This window comes from Pseudomonas sp. 203-8 (assembly GCF_020708595.1).
Classification (GTDB): Bacteria; Pseudomonadota; Gammaproteobacteria; order Pseudomonadales; family Pseudomonadaceae; genus Pseudomonas; species Pseudomonas aeruginosa.
On sequence record NZ_JAJFDF010000002.1, the window covers coordinates 1 to 23203 of the forward strand.

The 23203-nt window shown below is 68.2% G+C and carries 23 protein-coding genes; 16 read left to right on the forward strand and 7 right to left on the reverse strand.

The features are described from left to right. Positions 1-1075 (reverse strand): aldehyde dehydrogenase family protein (locus tag LJF27_RS03495; RefSeq protein ID WP_195799178.1); only part of this gene is annotated, 1075 nt, incomplete at its 3' end. A gap of 338 nt (positions 1076-1413) precedes the next feature. Between LJF27_RS03495 and eatR the strand changes: the two genes are divergently transcribed. From eatR to LJF27_RS03515, 4 genes are all read left to right on the forward strand, one after another. Continuing rightward, positions 1414-3345: a sigma-54-dependent transcriptional regulator EatR gene (gene eatR, locus LJF27_RS03500; RefSeq protein WP_023102856.1), complete on the forward strand. Its 1932-nt coding sequence runs from the start codon at positions 1414-1416 to the stop codon at positions 3343-3345. Positions 3346-3502: 157 nt separating this feature from the next. Continuing rightward, the gene (gene mpl / locus LJF27_RS03505; RefSeq protein WP_003124067.1) at positions 3503-4858 is read left to right on the forward strand and encodes a UDP-N-acetylmuramate:L-alanyl-gamma-D-glutamyl-meso-diaminopimelate ligase; all 1356 of its coding nucleotides are present in this window, start codon (positions 3503-3505) and stop codon (positions 4856-4858) included. 8 nt (positions 4859-4866) lie between these two features. Continuing rightward, positions 4867-5496 (forward strand): flavin prenyltransferase UbiX, encoded by a 630-nt coding sequence (ubiX, locus tag LJF27_RS03510; RefSeq protein ID WP_003093227.1) that lies wholly within the window; start codon positions 4867-4869, stop codon positions 5494-5496. Positions 5497-5524: 28 nt separating this feature from the next. Further along, positions 5525-5773, forward strand: a complete 249-nt coding sequence (locus LJF27_RS03515; protein WP_042159398.1) for a YceK/YidQ family lipoprotein — start codon at positions 5525-5527, stop codon at positions 5771-5773. 19 nt (positions 5774-5792) lie between these two features. On the opposite strand, the gene LJF27_RS03520 is transcribed toward LJF27_RS03515, so the two are convergent. From LJF27_RS03520 to LJF27_RS03530, 3 genes are all read right to left on the reverse strand, one after another. Further along, on the reverse strand, positions 5793-6434 hold the full coding sequence (locus LJF27_RS03520; protein ID WP_003100290.1) for an oxidoreductase: 642 nt from the start codon (positions 6432-6434) through the stop codon (positions 5793-5795). Between the two features lie 46 nt (positions 6435-6480). Then, a complete protein-coding gene (locus tag LJF27_RS03525) occupies positions 6481-8220 on the reverse strand; it encodes a C13 family peptidase (protein WP_023117170.1) in 1740 nt (579 codons plus the stop codon). A 190-nt stretch (positions 8221-8410) separates the two neighbouring features. Further along, positions 8411-8866 (reverse strand): MaoC family dehydratase, encoded by a 456-nt coding sequence (locus LJF27_RS03530; protein WP_003093220.1) that lies wholly within the window; start codon positions 8864-8866, stop codon positions 8411-8413. Positions 8867-9059: 193 nt separating this feature from the next. Between LJF27_RS03530 and LJF27_RS03535 the strand changes: the two genes are divergently transcribed. The 3 genes from LJF27_RS03535 to LJF27_RS03545 are packed head-to-tail and all read left to right on the forward strand — an operon-like array spanning position 9060 to position 10745. Further along, positions 9060-9422 carry a CidA/LrgA family protein gene (locus tag LJF27_RS03535; protein ID WP_003100294.1) on the forward strand — a complete coding sequence of 121 codons (363 nt, stop codon included), beginning with the start codon at positions 9060-9062 and terminating at the stop codon, positions 9420-9422. After that, the gene (locus LJF27_RS03540) at positions 9422-10132 is read left to right on the forward strand and encodes an LrgB family protein (protein WP_003093214.1); all 711 of its coding nucleotides are present in this window, start codon (positions 9422-9424) and stop codon (positions 10130-10132) included. The genes LJF27_RS03535 and LJF27_RS03540 overlap by 1 nt, the downstream gene beginning before the upstream one ends. A gap of 19 nt (positions 10133-10151) precedes the next feature. Then, positions 10152-10745: an LON peptidase substrate-binding domain-containing protein gene (locus LJF27_RS03545; RefSeq protein ID WP_003093212.1), complete on the forward strand. Its 594-nt coding sequence runs from the start codon at positions 10152-10154 to the stop codon at positions 10743-10745. A gap of 10 nt (positions 10746-10755) precedes the next feature. Here the strand turns inward: LJF27_RS03545 and LJF27_RS03550 are convergent, their stop codons facing one another. After that, positions 10756-12069 (reverse strand): bifunctional DedA family/phosphatase PAP2 family protein, encoded by a 1314-nt coding sequence (locus LJF27_RS03550; RefSeq protein ID WP_003100297.1) that lies wholly within the window; start codon positions 12067-12069, stop codon positions 10756-10758. Next, entirely contained in the window at positions 12066-12785 is a 720-nt protein-coding gene (locus LJF27_RS03555) for a DNA-3-methyladenine glycosylase (protein ID WP_003100299.1), read from the reverse strand. The genes LJF27_RS03550 and LJF27_RS03555 overlap by 4 nt, the downstream gene beginning before the upstream one ends. Positions 12786-12848: 63 nt before the next feature. Between LJF27_RS03555 and LJF27_RS03560 the strand changes: the two genes are divergently transcribed. Beyond that, a complete protein-coding gene (locus tag LJF27_RS03560) occupies positions 12849-13706 on the forward strand; it encodes a class I SAM-dependent methyltransferase (protein WP_003093206.1) in 858 nt (285 codons plus the stop codon). Positions 13707-13713: 7 nt separating this feature from the next. On the opposite strand, the gene LJF27_RS03565 is transcribed toward LJF27_RS03560, so the two are convergent. Further along, on the reverse strand, positions 13714-14937 hold the full coding sequence (locus LJF27_RS03565; protein WP_003100301.1) for an alpha/beta fold hydrolase: 1224 nt from the start codon (positions 14935-14937) through the stop codon (positions 13714-13716). A 297-nt stretch (positions 14938-15234) separates the two neighbouring features. Between LJF27_RS03565 and LJF27_RS03570 the strand changes: the two genes are divergently transcribed. Genes LJF27_RS03570 through rlpA form a run of 8 tightly spaced genes read left to right on the forward strand, consistent with a single transcriptional unit; the run spans position 15235 to position 23142 of the window. Further along, entirely contained in the window at positions 15235-16500 is a 1266-nt protein-coding gene (locus LJF27_RS03570) for a glutamate-5-semialdehyde dehydrogenase (RefSeq protein WP_023117168.1), read from the forward strand. Then, on the forward strand, positions 16500-17144 hold the full coding sequence (nadD, locus tag LJF27_RS03575; protein WP_003093199.1) for a nicotinate-nucleotide adenylyltransferase: 645 nt from the start codon (positions 16500-16502) through the stop codon (positions 17142-17144). The genes LJF27_RS03570 and nadD overlap by 1 nt, the downstream gene beginning before the upstream one ends. Before the next feature lie 22 nt (positions 17145-17166). Next, positions 17167-17523 carry a ribosome silencing factor gene (gene rsfS, locus LJF27_RS03580; protein WP_003100305.1) on the forward strand — a complete coding sequence of 119 codons (357 nt, stop codon included), beginning with the start codon at positions 17167-17169 and terminating at the stop codon, positions 17521-17523. 7 nt (positions 17524-17530) lie between these two features. Continuing rightward, complete coding sequence (gene rlmH, locus LJF27_RS03585) at positions 17531-17998, forward strand: 23S rRNA (pseudouridine(1915)-N(3))-methyltransferase RlmH (RefSeq protein ID WP_003093193.1); 468 nt, start codon at positions 17531-17533, stop codon at positions 17996-17998. Positions 17999-18010: 12 nt separating this feature from the next. Then, a complete protein-coding gene (mrdA, locus tag LJF27_RS03590) occupies positions 18011-19951 on the forward strand; it encodes a penicillin-binding protein 2 (protein WP_003093191.1) in 1941 nt (646 codons plus the stop codon). Between the two features lie 31 nt (positions 19952-19982). Then, positions 19983-21086, forward strand: a complete 1104-nt coding sequence (gene rodA / locus LJF27_RS03595; RefSeq protein ID WP_003114090.1) for a rod shape-determining protein RodA — start codon at positions 19983-19985, stop codon at positions 21084-21086. An 8-nt stretch (positions 21087-21094) separates the two neighbouring features. Next, on the forward strand, positions 21095-22117 hold the full coding sequence (gene mltB, locus LJF27_RS03600; RefSeq protein ID WP_003132500.1) for a lytic murein transglycosylase B: 1023 nt from the start codon (positions 21095-21097) through the stop codon (positions 22115-22117). Then, positions 22114-23142 carry a septal ring lytic transglycosylase RlpA gene (gene rlpA, locus LJF27_RS03605; RefSeq protein ID WP_003100310.1) on the forward strand — a complete coding sequence of 343 codons (1029 nt, stop codon included), beginning with the start codon at positions 22114-22116 and terminating at the stop codon, positions 23140-23142. Before mltB ends, rlpA begins: the two co-directional genes overlap by 4 nt. Positions 23143-23203 lie beyond the last annotated feature (61 nt).

The following is a 23203-nucleotide window of genomic DNA, read 5'->3' on the forward strand; positions in this document are numbered from 1 at the left end:
CGATGTCGAGGTAGGAGAGGATCTTCTCGTACTGCTGCTGGGAAGCCTGGGCGCCGACCATGGTCTCGGTGTCCAGCGGGTCGCCGCGCTTGATCGCCCTGACCTTTTTCAGCACCTCTTCCATGAACGCCGGGTAGATCGACTCCTGGACCAGCGCGCGGGACGGGCAGGTGCACACCTCGCCCTGGTTGAAGAAGGCCAGCACCAGGCCCTCGGCGGCCTTCTCGATGAACGCCGGCTCGGCCTGCATGATGTCTTCGAAATAGATGTTCGGGCTCTTGCCGCCCAGCTCGACGGTGGAGGGAATGATGTTCTCCGCCGCGCACTTGAGGATGTGCGAGCCGACCGGGGTGGAACCGGTGAAGGCGATCTTGGCGATGCGCTTGCTGGTGGCCAGGGCCTCGCCGGCCTCCCTGCCGAAGCCCTGGACGACGTTGAGCACGCCCGGCGGCAGCAGGTCGCCGATGAGTTCCAGCAGCACGCAGATGCCCAGCGGGGTCTGCTCGGCCGGCTTGAGCACCACGCAGTTGCCGGCGGCCAGCGCCGGGGCCAGCTTCCAGGCGGCCATCAGCAGCGGGAAGTTCCACGGGATGATCTGCCCGACCACGCCCAAGGGCTCGTGGATGTGGTAGGCCACGGTGCTGTCGTTGATCTCGGCGGCGGAGCCTTCCTGGGCGCGGATGCAGCCGGCGAAGTAGCGGAAGTGGTCGGCGGCCAGGGGGATGTCGGCGTTGAGGGTCTCGCGCACGGCCTTGCCGTTGTCCCAGGTCTCGGTGACGGCGAGCAGTTCCAGGTTCTGCTCGATGCGGTCGGCGATCTTCAGCAGGATGTTCGAGCGCTCCTGCACCGAGGTGCGGCCCCAGGCGTCGGCGGCGGCGTGGGCGGCGTCGAGGGCCTTGTCGATGTCCTCGGCGGTGGAACGGGGGAACTCGGCGATCGGCTGGCCGTTCACCGGCGAGGTGTTGGTGAAGTACTGGCCCTTGACCGGAGGCACGAACTCGCCGCCGATGTAGTTGCCGTAGCGGGCCTTGAAGGAAACGATGGCGCCTTCGCTACCGGGATGGGCGTAACGCATGATGGTATCTCCTGGCTCTTGTGCTTATTAGGGGAGGACGCGCTGTCGCGCTTGTCGTAAGCCTGGAGCAAGGGCCGGGCCAGAGTGGCGAAAGGCCCGGAGTAGAGCGTCCTGGAGGTTTCGCAGGGGAGCTTGCGAACGCTCCCTGTCACGCGGGCGGGACGCTCGTGAGTGACACTCTGTACCGTTTTCGGCGCAGCTCATGACTCATCGGTCAGTCCGTCGTTGCATTGCGCCCCGGCCTGTTGGATGCTGCACCGATAGCCGTCCTGAGAGTCGCGGACCGATCCACCGCGCCCAGGCAAGAGACGGCCCGTCCCTCGCGGAGAACCATAACAATGCCTGCCAGTTCCATGAGCCGCCACGCGCGGCAAGTGCTGACCGTCGCCCAGGGCAAGATCCCGCCGGGCGGCCCTGCGACCGATCCGTCCATCGCCCGCTCCTGGCTGCGCTGCCTGGAACAGCACCATCTCGATCCCGGCCAGCCGATGGCGCCGATGGTGCTGGAGCACGCGCGCATGCTCGAACGCCGCGAGCGCCTGCAACAGGTGCTGGAGATCGCCGATGGCGAGATGCACAGCCTCTACCAGCAGCTGTCCGGCAACGACCACGCGGTACTGCTCACCGATGCCCGCGGGGTGATCCTCAATTGCGTCAACGCCGACGCCCAGCGCCAGACCTTCGAACACGCCGGCCTCTGGCTCGGCGCCGACTGGAGCGAGCCCTGCGAAGGCACCAACGGCATCGGCACCTGCGTGGTCGAGCGGCAGGCCCTGACCATCCAGCAGGAAGAGCACTTCCGTAGCCGCCACACCGGCCTGACCTGCTCGGCGAGCCCGGTGTTCGATCCGCAGGGCGAGCTGATGGCGGTGCTCGACGTGTCTTCGGCGCGCCAGGAAGTCTCGCGGCAGAGCCAGTTCCACACCATGGCGCTGGTCAACCTGTCGGCGAAGATCATCGAGGGCTGCTATTTCCTCCGTCGCTTCGAGGGCTCCTGGCTGCTGCGCTTCCATGTCCAGGGCGACTATGTCGGCCTGTTCAGCGAAGGGCTGCTGGCCTTCGAGGAAGACGGGCGGATCCGCGCGGTGAACCAGAGCGCGCTGAACCTGCTCGGTTGTCCGCGCCAGCGCCTGCTCGGCCAGCCGGTGGAGACCTTCTTCGATTGCTGTCTCGACGACCTGCTCGGTCGCGCCTCGCCGCAACCCAGCGCCAGCTGGCCGCTGCGCACCCGCGAGGGACGGACCCTGTACGCCATGCTGCGCGGCGCGCCGCGGGCGATACCCCAGGGCCTGGCGGTGCCCACGGCAGCGAAGCCGGCGCCTGCCGCGCCCGGCCTGTGCCTGGGCGACGCCGAGCTGGCCGCCGATTTCCGCCGGGCGCTGAAGGTCTACGCGCGCGACGTGCCGCTGCTGCTCAACGGCGAGACCGGTTCCGGCAAGGAGGCCTTCGCCAAGGCCGTGCACCTGGCCGGCCCGCGCGCGGAACAGGCGTTCGTCGCGCTGAACTGCGCGGCGATCCCGGAAACCCTGATCGAGAGCGAACTGTTCGGTTATCGCGGCGGCAGCTTCACCGGCGCGCGCAAGGAGGGCATGCGCGGCAAGTTGCAGCAGGCTGACGGCGGCACCCTGTTCCTCGACGAGATCGGCGACATGCCGCTGGCCTTGCAGACCCGCCTGCTGCGGGTGCTGGAAGAGCGTCGGGTAGTACCGCTGGGCGGCGAGCCAGAGGATGTCGACGTGCGCCTGATCAGCGCTACCCACCGCGACCTGGCCGAGCTGGTCGCCGATGGACGCTTCCGCGAGGATCTCTACTACCGCCTCAATGGCATGGTCGTGAGCCTGCCGCCGCTGCGCGAGCGCAGCGACCGCGAGGAGCTGCTGGACTACCTGCTGGCCGAGGAAGCCAGGGGCCAGCGCATCCAGCTCGACGGCGAGGTTCGCCAGGGCCTGCTGGCCTACCGCTGGCCGGGCAACGTCCGGCAGATGCGCACGGTGCTGCGGACCCTGGTGGCACTCTGCGAGGACGGCCGGGTCGGCCTGCGCGACCTGCCCGCGGATATCCGCCAGGCCCTGGCGGCGCTGCCGCCCGCCGCAGCGGCGCCCGCCCCGGCCGCGGGCAACAGCCTGGACGACGCCGAGCGAGCCGCGTTGCTGGCGGCGCTGGACGGCCAGCGCTGGCACGTGAGCCGGGTGGCCGAGCAACTGGGGATCAGCCGCAACACCCTGTATCGCAAGCTGCGCCGGCACGGCCTGGTGCGCGGCCAGGCCTGACGGGCGGGACGGCTCCAGGCGGGCCGCCGCGAGGCCGGCGGGAACCCCGCCGACGCCGCGTCGTCTGATGCCGCGACGCCGGGCGGCCGGCGCCTCCGCTGTGCTAATCTGCCGCCCATTCACAGCGCCTTCGACGGCTTGATCTGCAGGAGTCTGCATGCACATCCACGTACTCGGCATCTGCGGGACCTTCATGGGCTCGCTGGCCGTGCTGGCCAAGGAACTGGGCCACCGGGTGACCGGTTCCGACGCCAACGTCTACCCCCCCATGAGCACCCAACTGCAAGCCCAGGGCATCGAGTTGATGCAGGGCTACGATCCGGCCCACCTGGAGCCGGCGCCGGACCTGGTAGTGATCGGCAACGCCCTGTCGCGCGGCAATCCGGCGGTGGAGCATGTCCTGAACAAGGGCCTGCCCTACGTTTCCGGCCCGCAGTGGCTGGCCGACCACGTGCTGCAAGGACGCTGGGTGCTGGCGGTGGCCGGTACCCACGGCAAGACCACCACCACCAGCATGCTCGCCTGGGTCCTGGAGCACGCCGGCATGAGCCCGGGCTTCCTGATCGGCGGGGTGCCGCAGAACTTCGGGGTTTCGGCGCGCCTGGGCGGTACGCCGTTCTTCGTGGTCGAGGCCGACGAGTACGACAGCGCTTTCTTCGACAAGCGCTCGAAGTTCGTCCATTACCGCCCGCGCACGGCGATCCTGAACAACCTGGAATTCGACCACGCGGATATCTTCCCCGACCTCGCGGCCATCGAGCGGCAGTTCCACCATCTGGTGCGCACCGTGCCGGGCGAGGGCCTGATCATTCGCCCGAGCGCCGAGAAAGCCCTGGAGCGCGTACTCGGGATGGGCTGCTGGACCCCGGTGCAGACCACCGGCGAAGGCGGCCAGTGGCAGGCGCGCCTGCTCGCCGAGGACGGCTCGCGCTTCGAGGTGCTGTTCGACGGCATCGTCCAGGGCGAGGTGGACTGGCCGCTGACCGGCCTGCACAACGTCGCCAACGCCCTCGCCAGCCTGGCGGCGGCGCGCCATGTCGGTGTGGTGCCCAGCCAGGGCGCGGCAGCGCTCAGCGAGTTCCGCAACGTCAAGCGGCGCATGGAGAAGGTCGCGGAGGTCCGGGGCGTGACCCTCTACGACGACTTCGCCCACCATCCGACCGCCATCGCCACCACCCTCGACGGCCTGCGCAAGCAGGTTGGCGCGGATACCCAGGTGATCGCCATCGTCGAGCCGCGTTCCAACTCGATGAAGCTCGGCGCTCATCGCGACGGCCTGCCGGACAGCGTGCGCCAGGCCGACCAGGTGCTCTGGTACGCGCCGCCGAACCTGGGCTGGGACCTGGCCGCCACCGCCGCGCAATGCGCGATACCGTCGCAGGTCTGCGATACCCTGGAGGCGATCATCGAGCAGGTGCGCCAGCAGGCCAGGCCCGGCGCGCAAGTGGTGATCATGAGCAACGGCGGCTTCGGCGGCTTGCACGGCAAGCTGGCCGCGGCGCTGGCCGAGTGAGGGGCGCGATGAGCGGTCCGGAACGCATTACCCTGGCGATGACCGGCGCCTCCGGCGCCCAGTACGGCCTGCGCTTGCTCGATTGCCTGGTGCAGGAAGAGCGCGAGGTGCACTTCCTGATCTCCAAGGCCGCGCAACTGGTGATGGCCACCGAGACCGACGTGGCCTTGCCGGCCAAGCCGCAGGCGATGCAGGCCTTCCTCACCGAATATTGCGGTGCCGCCGCCGGACAGATCCGCGTGTTCGGCCAGAACGACTGGATGGCGCCGCCGGCCTCCGGCTCCAGCGCGCCCAATGCCATGGTGATCTGCCCGTGTTCCACCGGCACCCTGTCGGCGGTCGCCACGGGGGCCTGCAACAACCTCATCGAGCGCGCCGCCGATGTCGCCCTGAAGGAGCGCCGGCCGCTGGTGCTGGTGCCGCGCGAGGCGCCGTTCTCCAGTATCCACCTGGAAAACATGCTCAAGCTGTCCAACCTCGGCGCGGTGATCCTGCCGGCGGCGCCGGGCTTCTACCACCAGCCGCAATCGGTGGAGGACCTGGTGGACTTCGTCGTCGCGCGAATCCTCAACACCCTGGGGATTCCCCAGGATATGCTGCCGCGCTGGGGGGAACAGCACCTTGTCAGCGACGAGTAGGGTGCTGCTGCTGGTCCTGGCGGTGCAGATGGGCGGTTGCGCCACCGTGCGCACCCTGGATGCGGCCAAGCCAGGGGCGCCGGTGGTCTACGCCGGCACCCGGCTGGACTGGTACAGCCTGCACGGCGGCTGCTGCCCGATGGAACGCTTCGGCGCGGAGGCGCCGGCCCATCCGGGGCTCGACCTGCCGGGCAGCGCGCTGCTGGACACCCTGTTGCTGCCGTTCTCGCTGGCCACCGCCATCGGCCTCAACCTCGGCGTCAGCGGCGGCATGTAGGGCGGGATCCGCCCCAGGCTCATTTCCCCAGCTTGCGCAGTTCGTCGGACTCGACGAAGCGCACGCCCTTGCCTTCCTCCAGCGCCAGGCGCCAGAGCGCGCGGGCCAGGTCGCAGGCCTCGATGCCGTGGTACTTGCCGGGAAGGATGCGGGCGATCGGCGCAGCGAGGATCTCGGCCAGGCGGAATTCCTCGCGCGGGCCGAACAGCAGCGATGGCCGGGCGATGGTCAGTTGTGGCCAGCCCTGTTCCTGCAGGGCCTGCTCCAGTTCGCCCTTGACCCGGTTGTAGAAGATCGACGACTTGGCGTCGGCGCCCAGGGCGCTGACCACCAGGTAATGCCGGGCGCCCATCTCCAGCGCGCGCTTGCCCACCGCCAGCGGCAGGTCGAAATCGACCGCGCGGAAGGCCTCCTCCGAGCCGGCTTCCTTGATCGTGGTGCCGAGGCAGCAGAAGGCGGTATCGATGCTGCCGTCGAGTTGCGGCAGCAGCTCGGCCAGCGGGCCGACCGGGTTGTCCAGCCGCGGATGCTCGGCCAGCGCCTTGCGGGCAGGGGCGATGACCTTGGCCAGGGTCGGCTCGCTCAATATCCGATCCAACAGGTGCTCGCCGGTAAGACCGGTCGCGCCGGCGAGCAGAACGCGCTTGGGCGTCGAGTGCATGTGTGTTTCTCCCCTTCCACACCAATGAGCGTAGTGCGCGGCGTATCTATTTGCCCGCCGCGCCCTCGCCGGTTTTTCCTTCCCGGGACGCGAGCGCGCGCTCGGCTTGCTGCCCCCGCAGCGTCCGCCAGTGCGCGAGCACGCGTTCCGGTAACCAGGCTTGCGGTTCCGAAGCTTCGAAACTTTCCTCCTTCTCCCTTTGACGCACTTCCTCTTTCGCCAGTTCGAACGCTTTGGACAGATCGTCGGTGCGGTTCAGCGCATTGGCCAGCAAGGCGCGGCCGAAATAGGTGAAGTCGGCGTCGTCGGAACAGCCGAACGAGACCCGGTCGGCACGCGCGGCGGTCAGGATCAGGGTACGTTCGTCTTTCAGCGGCGGGATGAAGCCCCCGCTGTAGCAGGCCGATACCACCAGCACCTTGTCGCGCTGGCGCAGCGGCGCGAGCAGTTCGGCCAGTTCCGCGGCCGGCAGGTCGCCGAGGTTCAGGCCGGGCATGTCCAGGGCCAACTGGTGGTCGCTGGAGCCGTGGCTGGTCAGGTAGATGAAGACCAGGTCTTCCGGCCCGCTGCGTTCGGCCAGGGTGCGCACGGCGCGGGACAGGCTTTCCCGGGTAGCCAGCGGGCGGTCGCCGAAGTGGTCGCGGTGGTTGACCAGGCGAATCACGCCACGAGCGGCGAAACGCTGGCCGAGCAGGTCACCGGCGTAATCGGCCTCGCGCAGGAACACGCCCTGGCGGCCATCGCCGCCCAGGCTCAGGGCATAGAGTTCGCTGGCCGGCGTCGAGGCCGGGATCTTGCGCAGTTCTTCGTCGAGCAGGCGACCCTGGGCCAACAGGCCGATTTCCAGGGTGTCGGGCAGGGCCTTGCCGGCGGCGTCGCGGATGCGCTTGCCGTCGGCCCAGAGTCCCTGCTCACGGCTGCCGTCGGCGCGGTCCAGGGTGCCTTGGCCGGCATAGGCGCCGGCGGCGAAGCCGCCTTCGTAGCGGGTGCCGTCCAGTTGTTCGAGCAGGCCCTGGCCATGGAAGCGCCAGAACTGGAAACCGCCGCGGTAGCGGCTGCCGTCGGCGCCGAGAAGCTCGCCGGGGCCGTTCAGCGCGCCTTCGCTGAAGCGGCCGATCCAGACATCGCCGCTGGCGCTTTCGTAGCGCCCCTGGCCATGGAACTGGTTGTCCTTGAACTGGCCGACGTAGCGGTCGCCATCGGGCCCGCTCCAGCGCCCCTTGCCGTTCAGTTGCCCGTCGCGGAAGGTACCGGCGTACTGGTTGCCCTGGCTGTCGCTGAAGCTGCCTTCGCCTTCCAGGCGGCCCTGGCGGAAGCTGCCCTGGTAGCGGCTGCCATCGCTGCCGTCCAGCGTGCCCTGGCCGCTGTACAGGCCCTTGCGGAAACCGCCGCGGTAGCGAGTGCCCTGTTGTTCCAGGCTGCCTTCGCCATCGAACAGGCCCTGGCGGAAACCGCCCTGGTAGACGCTGCCATCGGCCATCGCCAGGCGTCCCTGACCGTCGAACAGGCCGGCCGCGAAGCCACCGCTGTAGCGGCTGCCGTCGGCGCCCTGCCAGGTGCCATGGCCGTGCAGCAGGCCATGCTCGAAGCGGCCGGCGTACCAGGCGCCGTTGTCGTAGTCCAGCCGGCCCTGGCCTTCCAGGCGCCCGTCCACCAGCTCGCCGCGATAGCGCGCGCCGTCAGGCAGGCGCGCATCGGCCGGGAGCAGCGGTTCGCCCTCGCCACAGGCGGCGAGCAGGATGACCAGGGCGGAGCAGAGCGAGAGAGACCTGGCGGGGCGAAGCATGCGGCGTTCCCGATGAGTGGTTCGGTCCGAGGGTGGAGGGGAGACAGTGTGGCGGAAAAATCGTTGCCTGGCAGTAGGGTATTTCCCTGCCGGCCCAGAGCGCCCCCGCGAGCGGGGGCTTTTGGAAGGGGGGAGAGGGGCGCGAAGGCGCCTGGCCGTCAAGCGAACGGCAGCGCTCGCTGGGGCGGGCTCAGACGAAGCAGAGGCTGAGGGTCTCGGCGATGTAGGCGGGTTTCTCCTGGCCTTCGATCTCCAGGGTGGCGCGCGCCTTGATCAGCCACTGGCCGGGATTCTTCTCGTTGACGTCGAGCAGGGTCAGGCCCAGGCGGACCCGCGAGCCGACCCGCACCGGCTGGATGAAGCGCACCGTATCGAGGCCGTAGTTGACCGCCATCTTCAGTCCTTCGGGAAGCACCAGCAGGCCTTCCATCAGCTTCGGGATCAGCGACAGGGACAGGAAACCGTGGGCGATGGTGCCGCCGAAGGGCGTCTTCGCCGCCTTCTCCGGATCGACGTGGATGAACTGGTGGTCGCCGGTGCATTCGGCGAACTGGTCGACCCGCTCCTGGTCGATGGTGAGCCATTCGGAATGGCCGAGATCCTTGCCGACATAGTCCTTGAGCGCTGCTACGGGTACGAATGGCATAAGTCCTCCGGGAGGATGGCTGTTGTTCTCATGGTGCAGGAAGATCAGCACGCGTTGGCGACCGGGTCAAGAAACCATCGGCCTGGCGAATATCGCGTCATGCGGTGCCGCGACTGCGACTGATGGATAGGCGAGGAGCGTGCCAATGTCCCGGCGGGCTGGGCATAATGGTCGGCCCTTGCTGGAGGTGCCCATGTTGCTTCGTGGTCTGACCTGGCTGGTGCTGTTCCAGTTGCTCGGCACAGGTCTGAACGTTCTGTTGTTGCCCATGCTGCCCGGTCCGATCATCGGCCTGGTGCTGCTGTTCGGTTATTTCCTGGCGCGTGGCGAGGTCGGCAAGCCGGTCAACGAGGCGGCCGGCTCGTTGCTGCGCTACCTGCCGCTGCTGCTGGTGCCGGCGGCGGTCGGGGTGATGGCCTATGCGCGGGAGATCGCCGCCGACTTCTGGGCCATCGTCGGCGCGCTGGTATTGTCGCTGGTGCTGTCGTTCCTGTTCGCCGGCTGGATGATGCAGAAGCTCATCGATCGCCAGCAACGTCGCCGGGAGGAGTCCTGATGGCCTGGCAGGCCGCCCTCGAGGCGGTGATCCACCATCCGCTGTTCGGCGTCGGCGTGACCCTGGGCGCCTACCAGTTGGCCCTGGCCGCCTATGAACGGACCCGCTGGGTGTTCCTGCAGCCGGTGCTGGTGTCGATGCTGGTGGTGATCGGCGTACTGCTGCTTTGCGGCATCGACTACGACGAATACAGTGCCAGCGCCAAGGTCCTGACCATTCTCCTCGGCCCCGCCACGGTGGCCCTGGCGGTGCCGCTGTTCCTCAACCTGCGGCGTATCCGACAATTGTTCTGGCCGACCCTGCTGACCCTGGTGGTCGCCGGTACGCTGGCGACGGTGCTGGGCATCGCATTCGGCTGGTTGTTCGGTGCCGAGCCGCGGATGCTGATGAGCATGGCGCCGAAGTCGGTGACCTCGCCGATCGCCATGCTGGTGGCCAGCCAGATCGGCGGCGTGGCGGCGCTGGCCGCCGTGTTCGTACTGATCACCGGGGTACTCGGGGCGATCCTCGGGCCGGAGCTGCTGCGCGCCATCGGCGTCCGGCACCCCGCCGCGCAGGGCATGGCGCTGGGCATGACGGCCCACGCGGTAGGCACTTCGCGGGCCTTGCAGGAAGGCGAGGAGTGCGGCGCCTTCGCCGCCCTGGCGATGAGCCTGATGGGCGTTGCCACCGCAGTGCTGCTACCGTTGGCGGTAGCGCTGGTTGCCTGACGATGCCCGAGGAGTCGCGATGAAGTTGCCGTTGTTTCCCCTCAACGCCGTGCTGTTCCCCGGTTGCCGCCTGGACCTGCAGATCTTCGAGGCGCGCTACCTGGACATGATCAGCCGCTGCATGAAGCAGGGCACCGGTTTCGGCGTGGTGACCATCGGCGAAGGGCGGGAGGTCGGCGAAGCGCCGAGCCGCCTGGCGATGGTCGGCTGCGAGGCCTCGGTCCGCGACTGGCAGCAGCGCCCGAACGGCCTGCTGGGCATCCGCGTGGAGGGCGGTCGGCGTTTCCAGGTGCTGTCGGTGGAGGTCCAGGCCGACCAGCTCAGCGTTGGCGAGATCGAGTGGTTCGAAGACCTGCCGGAGCAACCCCTGACCTACGAACACAACGATCTCGCCGCGTTGCTCAGCGTGCTGGCCGAGCATCCGATGGTGGCCGCGCTGGAGATGGGCGGCGAGCCCGGCGGCCAGCAGGACCTGGCCAACCAGTTGGCCTACCTGCTGCCGTTCGATACCGAACGCAAGCTCGAACTGCTCGCCCTGCCCGACGCGCAGATGCAACTGGCGCGGATCCAGGTGCTGCTGGAGCACCTGCAGGGCGAGTTGGGTATCGACTGAGCGCCAACCCTCACAGCGGCCGGTAGCGCGCAATGGCTTCCGGCAGGGCCCAGCCGGCGGCGATCGCCAGGGTCGCCACGCAGACCGGCAACAGCAGCCACCAGACCCGTTGCGGCAGCGCCGGCAGCGACTCGCGGCGCTGGCTCAGCCACAGGCTGGCGGCGCAGACCGTAGTGGCGAGCAGGGCGCCGGCGACGATGTCCGACGGCCAGTGCACGCCAAGGTAGACCCGCGACAGGGCGATGCTCAGCGACGGGATCACCGCCAGCAGTACCCAGGTCAGGCGCCAGCGCGGCGGTTGCTGGCGGCTGGCGAGGACGCCCAGGGTGAGGAAGAAGGCGAAGGACGCCGAGCTGTGTCCGCTGGGGAAGCTGAAGCTGCTCAGCGGTTCGGCCAGCACTTCCGGGCGGGCGCGGGCGAACAGGGTCTTCAGGGTCTGGTTGGCCAGCGCGGTACCCACCAGGGTGCCGATGGCGAAGATGGCCGGACGCCATTGCCGGGTCAGCAGGAGGATACCGCCGAGCAGCGCGCCGGCGATGAACTGGGTGCGGAAATCGCCGAGCCGGGTGACCACCACCATCACCGGGTTCAGGTCGGCGTTGCGATGCTCCTGGACCAGCGTCATCAGGCCCTGGTCGAGGTCCTGGAGGTACGGCCAGGCGACGGTCATCGCCAGCAGCAGGACCAGGCTCAGCGCGGCCGCCACAGCGGTTGCCCAGCGTTTGCGCCGCAGGCTGGCCTGGACTACCACGCCGACCAGCACCGCCAGGCAGGCCGCGACGATCCCGGCTTCGCTCCAGAAGCCTTCCGGCAACGGCAGGCGCAGGGCTGCGCCGGTGGCCCAGCCGGGCAACAGGTAGGCGACCGCCCAGCCGGCGGCGGCGATCAGCGAAACGCCGAGAAAACGGCCGAACGGCATGTCGAGCATGCCGGCGACCATCGGCAGCATCGGTCGCAGGGCGCCGATGAAGCGGCCGACCAGCAGGCTGGCGATACCGTAGCGTTCGAAGTACACCTCGGCGGCGGTGATCCACTGCGGATGGCTGCGCAGGCCGGGCAGGCGGCGGATGTTCTGGTGGAAGCGGCGGCCGATCCAGTACGAGCTGAGGTCGCCCAGCACCCCGCCGGCGTAGGCCAGCAGCAGGGTTTCGCCGAGGCCGAGGGCGCCGCTGCCGGCGATCACCGCGACGCCGAACAGCAGCACCACGCCGGGGAGGACGATACCGACGATGGCCGCGCATTCGAGGAAGGCGATGAGGAAGATGGCCAGCCCCAGCCACTCGGGGTTGGCGGCCATCCAGGCGTTGAAGCTGTCGAGACTCATTGCAGGTGCGGGTCCTGATGTCCGAGTAGATGATAGTCGCGCCCGGCGACCTGGCCGCGGCGCAGTGGGTTGCGGGTGCAGAAGGCGGCGAAGGTGGCATCGACGAAACGGTACGGCAGGTGTTCGTCGCGCCCCTTCGGAATGCCCAGCCGAGCGGCCTGGATCACCTGGCTGGGGCGCTCGCCGACATCGTCGACGAACAGTCGCTGCGGGTCGAAGCGCTGTGCGTCCCACTCCGGCACCTTCAGCCCCATGGCCTTGCACAGCAGGGTCTGGCCGGCGCACAGGCGGCCGATCTCGCGGGGCCGGCCCTGGCTGTCCGGGTTCAGGCTCTGCATCCGCTCCAGCGCCGTGTGGTCGCTGATGCGATCCAGCCAGGGATGGCCGGACTTGATCAGCACCGCATTGCCCGGCCCGCCGGCGCTGAAGTTCAGCGAGTCGCCGCCGCGCGCGTAATACATATAGATGTGCCCGCCGTCGAGGAACAGTGCCTTGCGCTTCTCGGTGTAGCCGAGCGAGGCATGGCTGCCTTTCTCCTCCAGGTAGTAGGCCTCGGTCTCGATGATTCGCGCCGCCAGCCAGAGATTGCCCTGGCGATGGCGGATCACCTTGCCCAGCAGCTCGCGGGCGACCAGCAACGCATCGCGGTCGAAGAAGGTGTCGGGGAGTGGCCGGGCGTCGGGCCAGGGCAAACTAAGGATGGGATCGCGGGACATGGGATTGTCGCTGGGACCATGGCAGTCATAGGCTGGCGAATGATAACAACAAGAGCCTGAATCATGGTTGAACGAGAGCGTGTCGACAGTGCCCACATCACGCCCAGCGCCCATTACACCGGGTACGTCTGGTTCCGCCATCGACTCGCCGAACCGGCCTTCGCCACCGTCTTCGGCCGCTGGGTACACGGCTTCGTCGCGCCGATCAACTGGGGCGCGCAGCTCGGTTTCGGACTGAACATCGAGGATTTCCTGTTACAAAGACACCTCATGATCGACGCGCGCCTGACCCAGGCCGTCGAACGCGAGGGAGTGGTCCAGGTGGTGGAAATGGCCTGCGGGCTCTCGCCGCGTGGGCGACGCTTCCGGCAACGCTATCCACAGTTGCGCTACCTGGAGGCCGACCTGCCGCCGATGGCCGCGCGCAAGGCGGCGTTGCTCCGCGAGCAGGGTTGGCTGGGCCCGGAGCACGCGGTGGCGGCTGTGGATATCCTCGCCGAGGACGGCGAGCGCAGCCTTGCCGCGCTGTTCGCCGGGCTCGATCGCGAGCGCCCGCTGGTGGTGATCACTGAGGGGTTGGTGAACTATTTCCAGCGCCCGGTGATCGAGGCCTTCTGGAGTCGCCTGGCGACCGAACTTAAACGCTTCCCCCAGGGCACCTACCTGACCGACCTCTATCCCGATCTCCGCGAGCACCCGCGTTACCGGCAGATCCGCTGGGGAGTGGGGATCATCGGGCGGCTGACGCGGGGAAGCTATCCGTTGCATTACCGCAATGCCGCGGAAATCGAGGCGGCCTTCGCCCGCTGCGGCTTCGCCTCCACCCTGGTGCTCGACCCGCAGCGCGAAGGCGCCGCCCTGGGCTTGCCGCAGGGACGCCTGCCGAGCCTGGTGCGGGTAATCGAAAGCCGCACGGCATAGCCGCCTCTCAGGCGACCTCCGCTCGCTCCCAGGCGGCGAGGAGGTCGGCCAGTCCGGCGCTGGCCGCCGGATCGGAGTGCGGGAAGATGAAGGCGAAGCCGTCGGCGGTCGAGCGCAGGGGCAGGATGTCCAAGTCCGCCAGGCCGTCGCAGCACAACCGCCAGCCGCGTTGCGGGCGGGATTCGGGCAGCTCGGCGTGCAGCCGCCCGCCGAAATAGCCGAGTTCCATCAGTTCCGCCGCATAGACGCCGAACTGCGGATGTTCCAGCCGAGCGTGCCCTTGGGCTGGCCGATGGCGGACCTCGAAGCGTCGCTCCAGGTCGAGCAGGCGCGTGCGCGGGATCCGCGTGCTGCCCTCGGCGCGCTCCGGCAGTGCCTCGCCGCGCAGGAACGGGCCGTAGAGCCGGGCGCAGGCCTCGCGTCGTTCGAACTGGGCAAGATGGTCGGCGTCGTGGATCAGGGCGAACTCGGCGTTCCCGCAGGCATGGGCGAACACCGCATGTTCCCAGGGCTGGGTGAAATGGTCGTACTCGCCGGCGAGCACCAGGGTCGGGCAGGTCGGGTGCCGCTCGAAGCCGCCGAAGGCCAGCAGGCGCCGGCTATTCTGCCGGTAGCGTTCGATCTCCGCCGCGGTCAGGCGTTGCAACTGGCGCAGCATGGCCTTGCGAAATACCGGGGAGACGCCGGTACGTTCCAGCTGTAGCGGGTTGATCAGGCCGGTCAGTACGCCGTGGGCGAAGGCGCTCTGGTCGCCCTCGTCGAGCCGGGCCAGGGCTTCTTCCAGCAGCAGCCGCGCACCGGGGCGGCCGAATGCGGTGATGCCGGCCAGTAGCAGGCGCGCGCAGCGGCGCGGATGGCGGGCGGCGAACAGCGCGGCCAGGGCCGAGCCGTAGGACAGGCCGATGGGCATCAACGGCGGCAGGCCGAGCTGTTCGGCGAAGGCCGCGATCAGGTCGGCGAGGTCTTCCAGGCTCAGTTCCGCCGCCAGTTGCAGGTTGCCGCCCTGGCTCGGCAGGTCGAGCAGGATCACCGGGTGCTCGGCGAGCAGTTCGCTGACCTCGCCGGTGAACGAGCGGAAGCTCTGGAAGGCGCCGCCCAGCAGGAGCACCGGCGGGCGCGGGTCGTCGGCGCGGGCGGCGAAGGCCTGGTAGCGCAGTTGCCAGCCGTCTAGGAAGAGGATATCCGGTTCGCTGCTCAGCGACTGTGCGCTGTAGTCGGTACGGTAGCGCATGGCGAGGCCCCGCGGTGTGTGCGTCGTTATTGTTGTTCTGCCGAGCGGGTGCCGGTGGGTGGCAGTGGCCAGGCTCGCCTCGAAGGTAAACAGAGGTAGCAATTTTGTTTACCTATCCTTCGGCCGGCGCCTGCGCCCGGGTGTCACCGTCTCGCGCACAGCCCCAGGCGCAGCGGGGCTGCCGCGTTACCGCCGGGGGCGATGGAACGCACTGTCTACCGACCGGCTGTTGCGGCTGGGCGCGCCGGGGCTGGCTCGCTATAATCGCGCATTTCCCTGACGCCAGATGCCGAGACCATGACCGAGTCCGTCCTCGACTATATGAGCCGCCTTGGCCGCGATGCCCGCGCCGCCTCGCGGTTGCTCGCGCGCGCCGCCACCGCGCAGAAGAACCGCGCCCTGCTGGCCGCGGCCGATGCGTTGGACGCCGCCCGCGCGGAGTTGTCCCACGCCAACGAGCAGGACCTCGCCGCCGGCCGCGCCAATGGCCTGGAGCCGGCGATGCTGGACCGCCTGGCGCTGACCCCGGCGCGCATCGACGACATGATCGAGGGCCTGCGCCAGGTCGCCACGCTGCCCGACCCGATCGGCGAGATCCGCGACATGCGCTATGTGCCCTCGGGCATCCAGATCGGCAAGATGCGCGTGCCGCTGGGCGTGGTCGGGATCATCTACGAGTCGCGGCCGAACGTGACCATCGACGCCGCCAGCCTGTGCCTGAAGTCCGGCAACGCGACCATCCTGCGCGGCGGCTCCGAGGCGATCCACTCCAACCAGGCGATCGCCCGCTGCATCCAGCAGGGCCTGGCCGAGGCCGGCCTGCCGGCCGCCGCCGTGCAGGTGGTGGAAACCACCGACCGCGCCGCGGTCGGCGCGCTGATCAGCATGCCCGAATACGTCGACGTGATCGTCCCGCGCGGCGGCAAGGGCCTGATCGAGCGCATCAGCCGCGAGGCCAAGGTGCCGGTGATCAAGCACCTGGACGGCATCTGCCACGTCTACATCGATGTCGCCGCCGACCTGGACAAGGCGATTCGCGTCGCCGACAACGCCAAGACCCAGCGCTATGCACCGTGCAACACCATGGAGACGCTGCTGGTGCATGCCGGCATCGCCGAGCAGATGCTGCCGCCGCTGGCCACGATCTACCGCGAGAAGGGCGTGGAACTGCGCGGCGACGCCGCGACCCGCGCGCTGCTCGGCGCAGACGTGCTGGAGGCTACCGAGGAGGACTGGCGTACCGAGTACAACGCGCCGATCCTGTCGATCCGCATCGTCGACGGGCTGGACGCGGCGATCGAGCACATCAACACCTACGGCTCGCAGCACACCGACGCGATCATTACCGAGAATTTCAGCGATGCGCGGCGTTTCCTCGCCGAAGTGGATTCCGCTTCGGTGATGGTCAACGCCTCGACCCGCTTCGCCGACGGCTTCGAGTACGGCCTCGGCGCCGAGATCGGGATTTCCACCGACAAGCTGCACGCCCGCGGCCCGGTCGGCCTGGAAGGCCTGACCAGCGAGAAGTACGTCGTCTTCGGCGACGGTCACGTGCGCACCTGATGGGCAAACGTATCGGCCTGTTCGGCGGCACTTTCGACCCCGTGCATATCGGACATATGCGCAGCGCCGTGGAAATGGCCGAGCAGTTCGCCCTCGACGAACTGCGCCTGCTGCCCAATGCGCGGCCGCCGCACCGGGAAACCCCGCAGGTGTCGGCCGCGCAGCGGTTGGCGATGGTCGAGCGGGCGGTGGCGGGAGTCGAGCGATTGACGGTCGATCCCCGCGAACTGCAGCGCGACAAGCCGTCCTACACCATCGACACCCTGGAGTCGGTGCGGGCGGAGCTGGCGGCCGACGACCAGTTGTTCATGCTGATCGGCTGGGATGCCTTCTGTGGCTTGCCGACGTGGCACCGCTGGGAGGCGTTGCTGGATCACTGCCACATCGTCGTGTTGCAGCGTCCGGATGCCGACAGCGAGCCGCCGGAGTCGCTGCGCGACCTGCTGGCGGCGCGGAGCGTGGCCGACCCGCAGGCCCTGAAAGGGCCGGGCGGACAGATCACCTTCGTCTGGCAGACGCCGCTGGCGGTGTCCGCCACCCAGATCCGCGCGCTGCTGGGTGCCGGGCGCTCCGTGCGTTTCCTGGTGCCGGACGCGGTATTGAACTACATCGAGGCGCACCACCTGTATCGTGCGCCACACTGATAAAGAAACAGAGACCGACTCAATGCAAACCGAACAACTCGTCCAAGTGGCCATCGATGCCCTGGAAGACCTCAAGGCCCAGGACATCGTGACCCTCGATGTGCGGGACAAGACCAGCGTCACCGACTACATGGTGATCGCCTGCGGCAGTTCCAGCCGCCAGGTCAAGTCGCTGGCCGACAACGTCCTGACCAAGGCCAAGGAAAACGGCGTCAAGCCCCTGGGCAGCGAAGGCCTGGAGTCCGGCGAATGGGCGCTGCTCGACCTGGGCGACGTGGTGGTCCACGTGATGCTCCCGGCGACCCGCCAGTTCTACGACCTGGAGCGCCTGTGGCAGGGCGCCGAGCAGAGCCGCGCCCAGCACCAGCCGGAAGAGTGACGCCGGCATGCGGTTGCGCCTGATCGCGGTTGGCTCGCGCATGCCTCGCTGGGTCGAGGAAGGCTGGCAGGAATACGTCAAGCGCCTGCCGGCCGAGCTGTCCCTCGAACTGGTGGAGATCCCGCTCAACACCCGCGGCAAGAACGCCGATGTGGCGCGCCTGATCCGTCAGGAAGGCGAGGCCATGCTGGCGCGCGTCCAGCCGGGGGAACGGGTGGTGACCCTGGAGGTCGAAGGTCGGCCCTGGAGCACCGAGCAACTGGCTCGCGAACTGGATCGCTGGCGTCTCGACGCACGCACCGTGAATCTCATGGTCGGCGGCCCGGAAGGGCTGGCGCCGGAGGTCTGCGCGCGCAGCGAGCAGCGCTGGTCGCTGTCGCCGTTGACGCTGCCGCACCCGTTGGTGCGGATCCTGGTCGGCGAGCAGATCTACCGGGCCTGGACCGTATTGTCCGGGCACCCCTACCACAAATAGTCCCCAGTCCCGATGCCGCAGCCGATCCACCTGAAAGACCACGAGAAAGACGCCCGCCTGGTGCGTCGGCGCGTCATCGTCGGGGCGGTGGCGGTGGTCTTGCTGACCCTGGTGCTGGTGGCGCGCATGTACCACCTGCAGGTGACCCAGTACGAGTACCATTCGACGCTGTCGGAGAACAACCGGGTCCATGTGCAGCCGATCCCGCCGACCCGCGGGATCATCTTCGACCGCAACGGCGTGATCATCGCCGACAACCGGCCGAGCTTCAGCCTGACCATCACCCGCGAACGCACCGAGGACCTGCAGAAGACCCTCGACACGCTGGTGGAGATCCTCGGCCTGACCGAGGACGACCGGGCCATCTTCGAGAAGCGCATGAAGCAGGGGCGGCGTCCGTTCGAGCCGGTTCCCATCATGTTCGAACTCAACGAGGAACAGATCGCCCGCATCGCGGTGAACCAGTTCCGCCTGCCGGGCGTCGACGTGGCGACCCAGTTCGTCCGCCACTACCCGCTGAAGGAGCACTTCGCCCATTCGGTCGGGTACGTCGGGCGGATCAACGAGCAGGAACTGAAGAACCTCGACCCGATCAACTACAGCGGCACCCACCATATCGGCAAGACCGGCATCGAGCGCTTCTACGAGAGCGAGTTGCACGGCACGGTTGGCTACGAGGAAGTCGAGACCAACGCCCGCGGGCGGGTGCTGCGGGTGCTCAAGCGCACCGACCCGATTCCCGGCAAGGACATCGTCCTGAGCATCGACAGCCGCCTGCAGGAGGCCGCCGAGAACGCCCTGGCCGGGCGGCGGGGCGCCATCGTGGCGATCCAGCCGTCCACCGGCGACGTGCTGGCGATGGTCAGCCAGCCGAGCTACGACCCCAACCTGTTCGTCACCGGCATCAGCTTCAAGGCCTATGCCGAGCTGCGCGACTCCATCGACCGGCCGCTGTACAACCGCGTCCTGCGCGGGCTCTATCCGCCGGGCTCGACGGTGAAGCCGGCGGTGGCGCTGGCCGGCCTCGACGCCGGGGTGGTCACGCCGACCTCGCGGGTCTTCGACCCCGGCTACTACCAGTTGCCCAACTACGACCACAAGTACCGTAACTGGAACCGCTACGGCGATGGCTGGGTGAGCCTGGAGTCGGCGATCTACCGGTCCAACGACACCTATTTCTACGACCTCGCGCACAAGCTGGGGATCGACCGCCTGCACGCCTTCATGAGCCGCTTCGGCTTCGGCCAGAAAGTCGCCCTGGACATGTTCGGCGAAGCCGACGGGCTGATGCCCTCGCGCGAATGGAAGCGCAAGACCCGCCGCCAGGTCTGGTACCCGGGCGAGACCCTGATCCTCGGCATCGGCCAGGGCTACATGCAGGCGACGCCGATCCAACTGGCGCAGATGACCGCGCTGCTGGCCAACAAGGGCCACTGGATCCGCCCGCACCTGGCCAAGACCATCGACGGCCAGCCGCCGGTCGACCCCGACCCGATGCCCGACATCGTGCTGCGCGACCCGGCCAACTGGGACCGCGTCGACTACGGCATGCAGCAGGTGGTGCATGGCGCCCGCGGCACGGCGCGCAAGGTCGGCGCCACCTCGGCCTACCTGATCGCCGGCAAGAGCGGTACCGCCCAAGTGGTGGCGATCAAGCAGAACGAGCGCTACGACCGCTCCAAGCTGCTCGAGCGGCACCGCGACCACGCCCTGTTCGTCGGCTTCGCGCCGGCCAACAACCCGCAGATCGCGGTGGCGGTGATGGTGGAGAACGGCGAGTCCGGCTCCGGCGTCGCCGCCCCGGTGGTCAAGCAGGTGATGGACGCCTGGCTGCTCGACGAGCACGGCAAGCTCAAGGCCGAATACGCGGAACCCGTCGCGCCGCTCGCGGCGGCGGTGGCCAAGCCCGAACCCACGGCAGCCGAGCCGGAGGCGCCCGCCCTTGAACAGTAACTTCGACCGCACCCTGTCCAACGAAGACGTGATGCGCCGGCGCGCCAGCCTGTTGCAGCGCCTGCACATCGACGGGATTCTCCTGCTGCTGTTGCTGATCCTCGGCGCCACCGGCCTGTTCGTCCTCTATTCGGCGAGCGGCAAGAGCTGGGACATGCTGATGAAGCAGGCCACCTCGTTCGGCCTGGGACTGGGCATGATGGTGGTCATCGCCCAGATCGAGCCGCGCTTCATGGCCCGCTGGGTGCCGCTGGGCTACCTGGTGGGGGTCGCGCTGCTGGTGGTGGTCGACGTGATCGGCCACGACGCCAAGGGGGCGACGCGCTGGATCAACATCCCCGGGGTGATCCGCTTCCAGCCCTCGGAGTTCATGAAGCTGCTGATGCCGATGACGGTGGCCTGGTACCTGTCCAAGCGCAACCTGCCGCCGGGGCTCAAGCACATGGTGATCAGCCTGGCGATCATCATCACCCCGTTCGTGCTGATCCTGAAACAACCCGACCTCGGCACCGCCATGCTGATCCTCGCTTCCGGCGGCTTCGTGCTGTTCGTCGGCGGCCTGCGCTGGCGCTGGATCGTCGGCGCGGTGTCGGCGGCGGTGCCGATCGCCGTGGCGATGTGGTTCTTCATCATGCACGACTACCAGAAACAGCGGGTGCTGACCTTCCTCGACCCGGAAAGCGACCCGCTGGGCACCGGCTGGAACATCATCCAGTCTAAGGCGGCCATCGGTTCCGGCGGGGTATTCGGCAAGGGCTGGCTGCTGGGCACCCAGTCGCACCTGGATTTTTTGCCGGAAAGCCACACCGACTTTATCATTGCGGTCCTCGGCGAGGAGTTCGGCCTGGTCGGCGTCTGCCTGCTGCTGGTGCTCTACCTGCTGCTGATCAGTCGTGGCCTGGTGATCACCGCCCAGGCGCAGACGCTCTACGGCAAACTGCTGGCCGGTGGCATCACCATGACGTTTTTCGTTTATGTCTTCGTGAATATCGGTATGGTGAGCGGGTTGTTGCCGGTGGTGGGGGTACCGCTGCCTTTCATTAGTTATGGCGGAACTTCGCTGGTTACCCTGTTGTCAGGGTTCGGGGTTCTGATGTCGATCCATACCCATCGGAAGTGGATCGCCCAGGTTTGAGACCAAGAGTGAAGAACGCAATGCAAGTACTGCGTACATGGGCGGCCAGGGGCGTCCAATGGGTCGGCGTAGCCGGCGTCATTGGCCTGTCCGGGGCGGCCCAGGCGGGGGACTACGACGGCTCGCCGCAAGTGGCCGAGTTCGTCAGCGAAATGACCCGCGACTACGGCTTCGCCGGAGAGCAGCTGATGGGGCTGTTCCGCGACGTGAACCGCAAGCAGTCGATCCTCGATGCGATCTCGCGCCCGGCCGAGCGGGTCAAGCAGTGGAAGGAATACCGGCCGATCTTCATCAGCGACGCGCGCATCAGTCGTGGTGTCGACTTCTGGAACAAGCATGCCGAAGACCTGGCGCGGGCAGAGAAGGAATACGGCGTGCCGGCCGAGATCATCGTCTCGATCATCGGCGTGGAAACCTTCTTCGGCCGCAACACCGGCAGCTACCGGGTGATGGACGCGCTGTCCACCCTCGGCTTCGACTACCCGCCGCGGGCCGACTTCTTCCGCAAGGAGTTGCGCGAGTTCCTCCTGCTCGCCCGCGAACAGCAGGTCGACCCGCTCAGCCTGACCGGCTCCTACGCCGGCGCCATGGGCCTGCCGCAATTCATGCCGAGCAGCTTCCGCGCCTACGCGGTGGACTTCGACGGCGATGGCCACATCAATATCTGGAGCGACCCGACCGACGCCATCGGTAGCGTCGCCAGCTACTTCAAGCAGCACGGCTGGGTCACCGGCGAGCCGGTGGTCTCGGTGGCCGAGATCAACGACGAGAGCGCCGAGAGCGCGGTGACCAGGGGCGTCGACCCGACCATGAGCCTGGGCGAGCTGCGTGCCCGCGGCTGGCGCACCCACGATGCGCTGCGCGACGACCAGAAGGTCACGGCGATGCGTTTCGTCGGCGACAAGGGCATCGAGTATTGGGTCGGTTTGCCGAACTTCTACGTGATCACCCGCTATAATCGCAGCGCCATGTATGCCATGGCGGTTTATCAGCTGGCGGGCGAGATTGCCCGCGCGCGAGGTGCCCATTGAGCAAGCGTGTCCGCTCCTCCCTGATCCTGCCCGCCGTCTGCGGCCTCGGGCTGGCGGCCGTGCTGTTGAGCAGTTGCTCCAGCAAGGCGCCCCAGCAGCCGGCCAGGCAGGCGGGCATTTCCGGGCCGGGCGACTATTCCCGTCCGCATCGCGACGGCGCCCCCTGGTGGGACGTCGACGTGTCGCGGATCCCCGATGCGGTACCGATGCCGCACAACGGTTCGGTGAAGGCCAACCCCTACACCGTGCTGGGCAAGACCTACTACCCGATGAACGATGCGCGGGCCTACCGGATGGTCGGCACCGCGTCCTGGTACGGCACCAAGTTCCACGGCCAGGCCACCGCCAACGGCGAGACCTACGACCTCTACGGCATGACCGCCGCGCACAAGACCCTGCCGTTGCCGAGCTATGTGCGGGTGACCAACCTGGACAACGGCAAGAGCGTGATCGTCCGCGTCAACGACCGCGGCCCGTTCTATTCCGACCGGGTCATCGACCTGTCCTTCGCCGCGGCGAAGAAGCTCGGTTATGCCGAGACCGGCACCGCGCGAGTCAAGGTCGAAGGCATCGACCCGGTGCAGTGGTGGGCCCAGCGCGGCCGGCCGGCACCGATGGTCCTGGCGCAGCCCAAGCAGGCGGTGGCCCAGGCCGCTCCCGCCGCGGCGCAGACGCAGGCGGTGGCGATGGCCCAGCCGATCGAGACCTACACTCCGCCGCCGGCACAGCACGCGGCCGCCGTGCTGCCGGTGCAGATCGACTCAAAAAAAAACGCTTCATTACCAGCCGATGGCCTGTATCTCCAGGTGGGCGCCTTCGCCAACCCGGATGCGGCGGAGCTGCTGAAGGCCAAGCTGAGCGGCGTGACGGCTGCGCCGGTGTTTATCAGCTCGGTCGTGCGCAACCAGCAGATTCTGCACCGGGTGCGGCTGGGACCGATCGGTTCGGCGGACGAGGTTAGCCGCACCCAGGACAGCATCCGCGTGGCCAACCTTGGCCAGCCGACGCTGGTACGCCCCGACTGAGCGCCTACTCACGCAGGGAATTCCCGCAAGGGATTGTTTGACCATTGGTAGAACCAGAGAG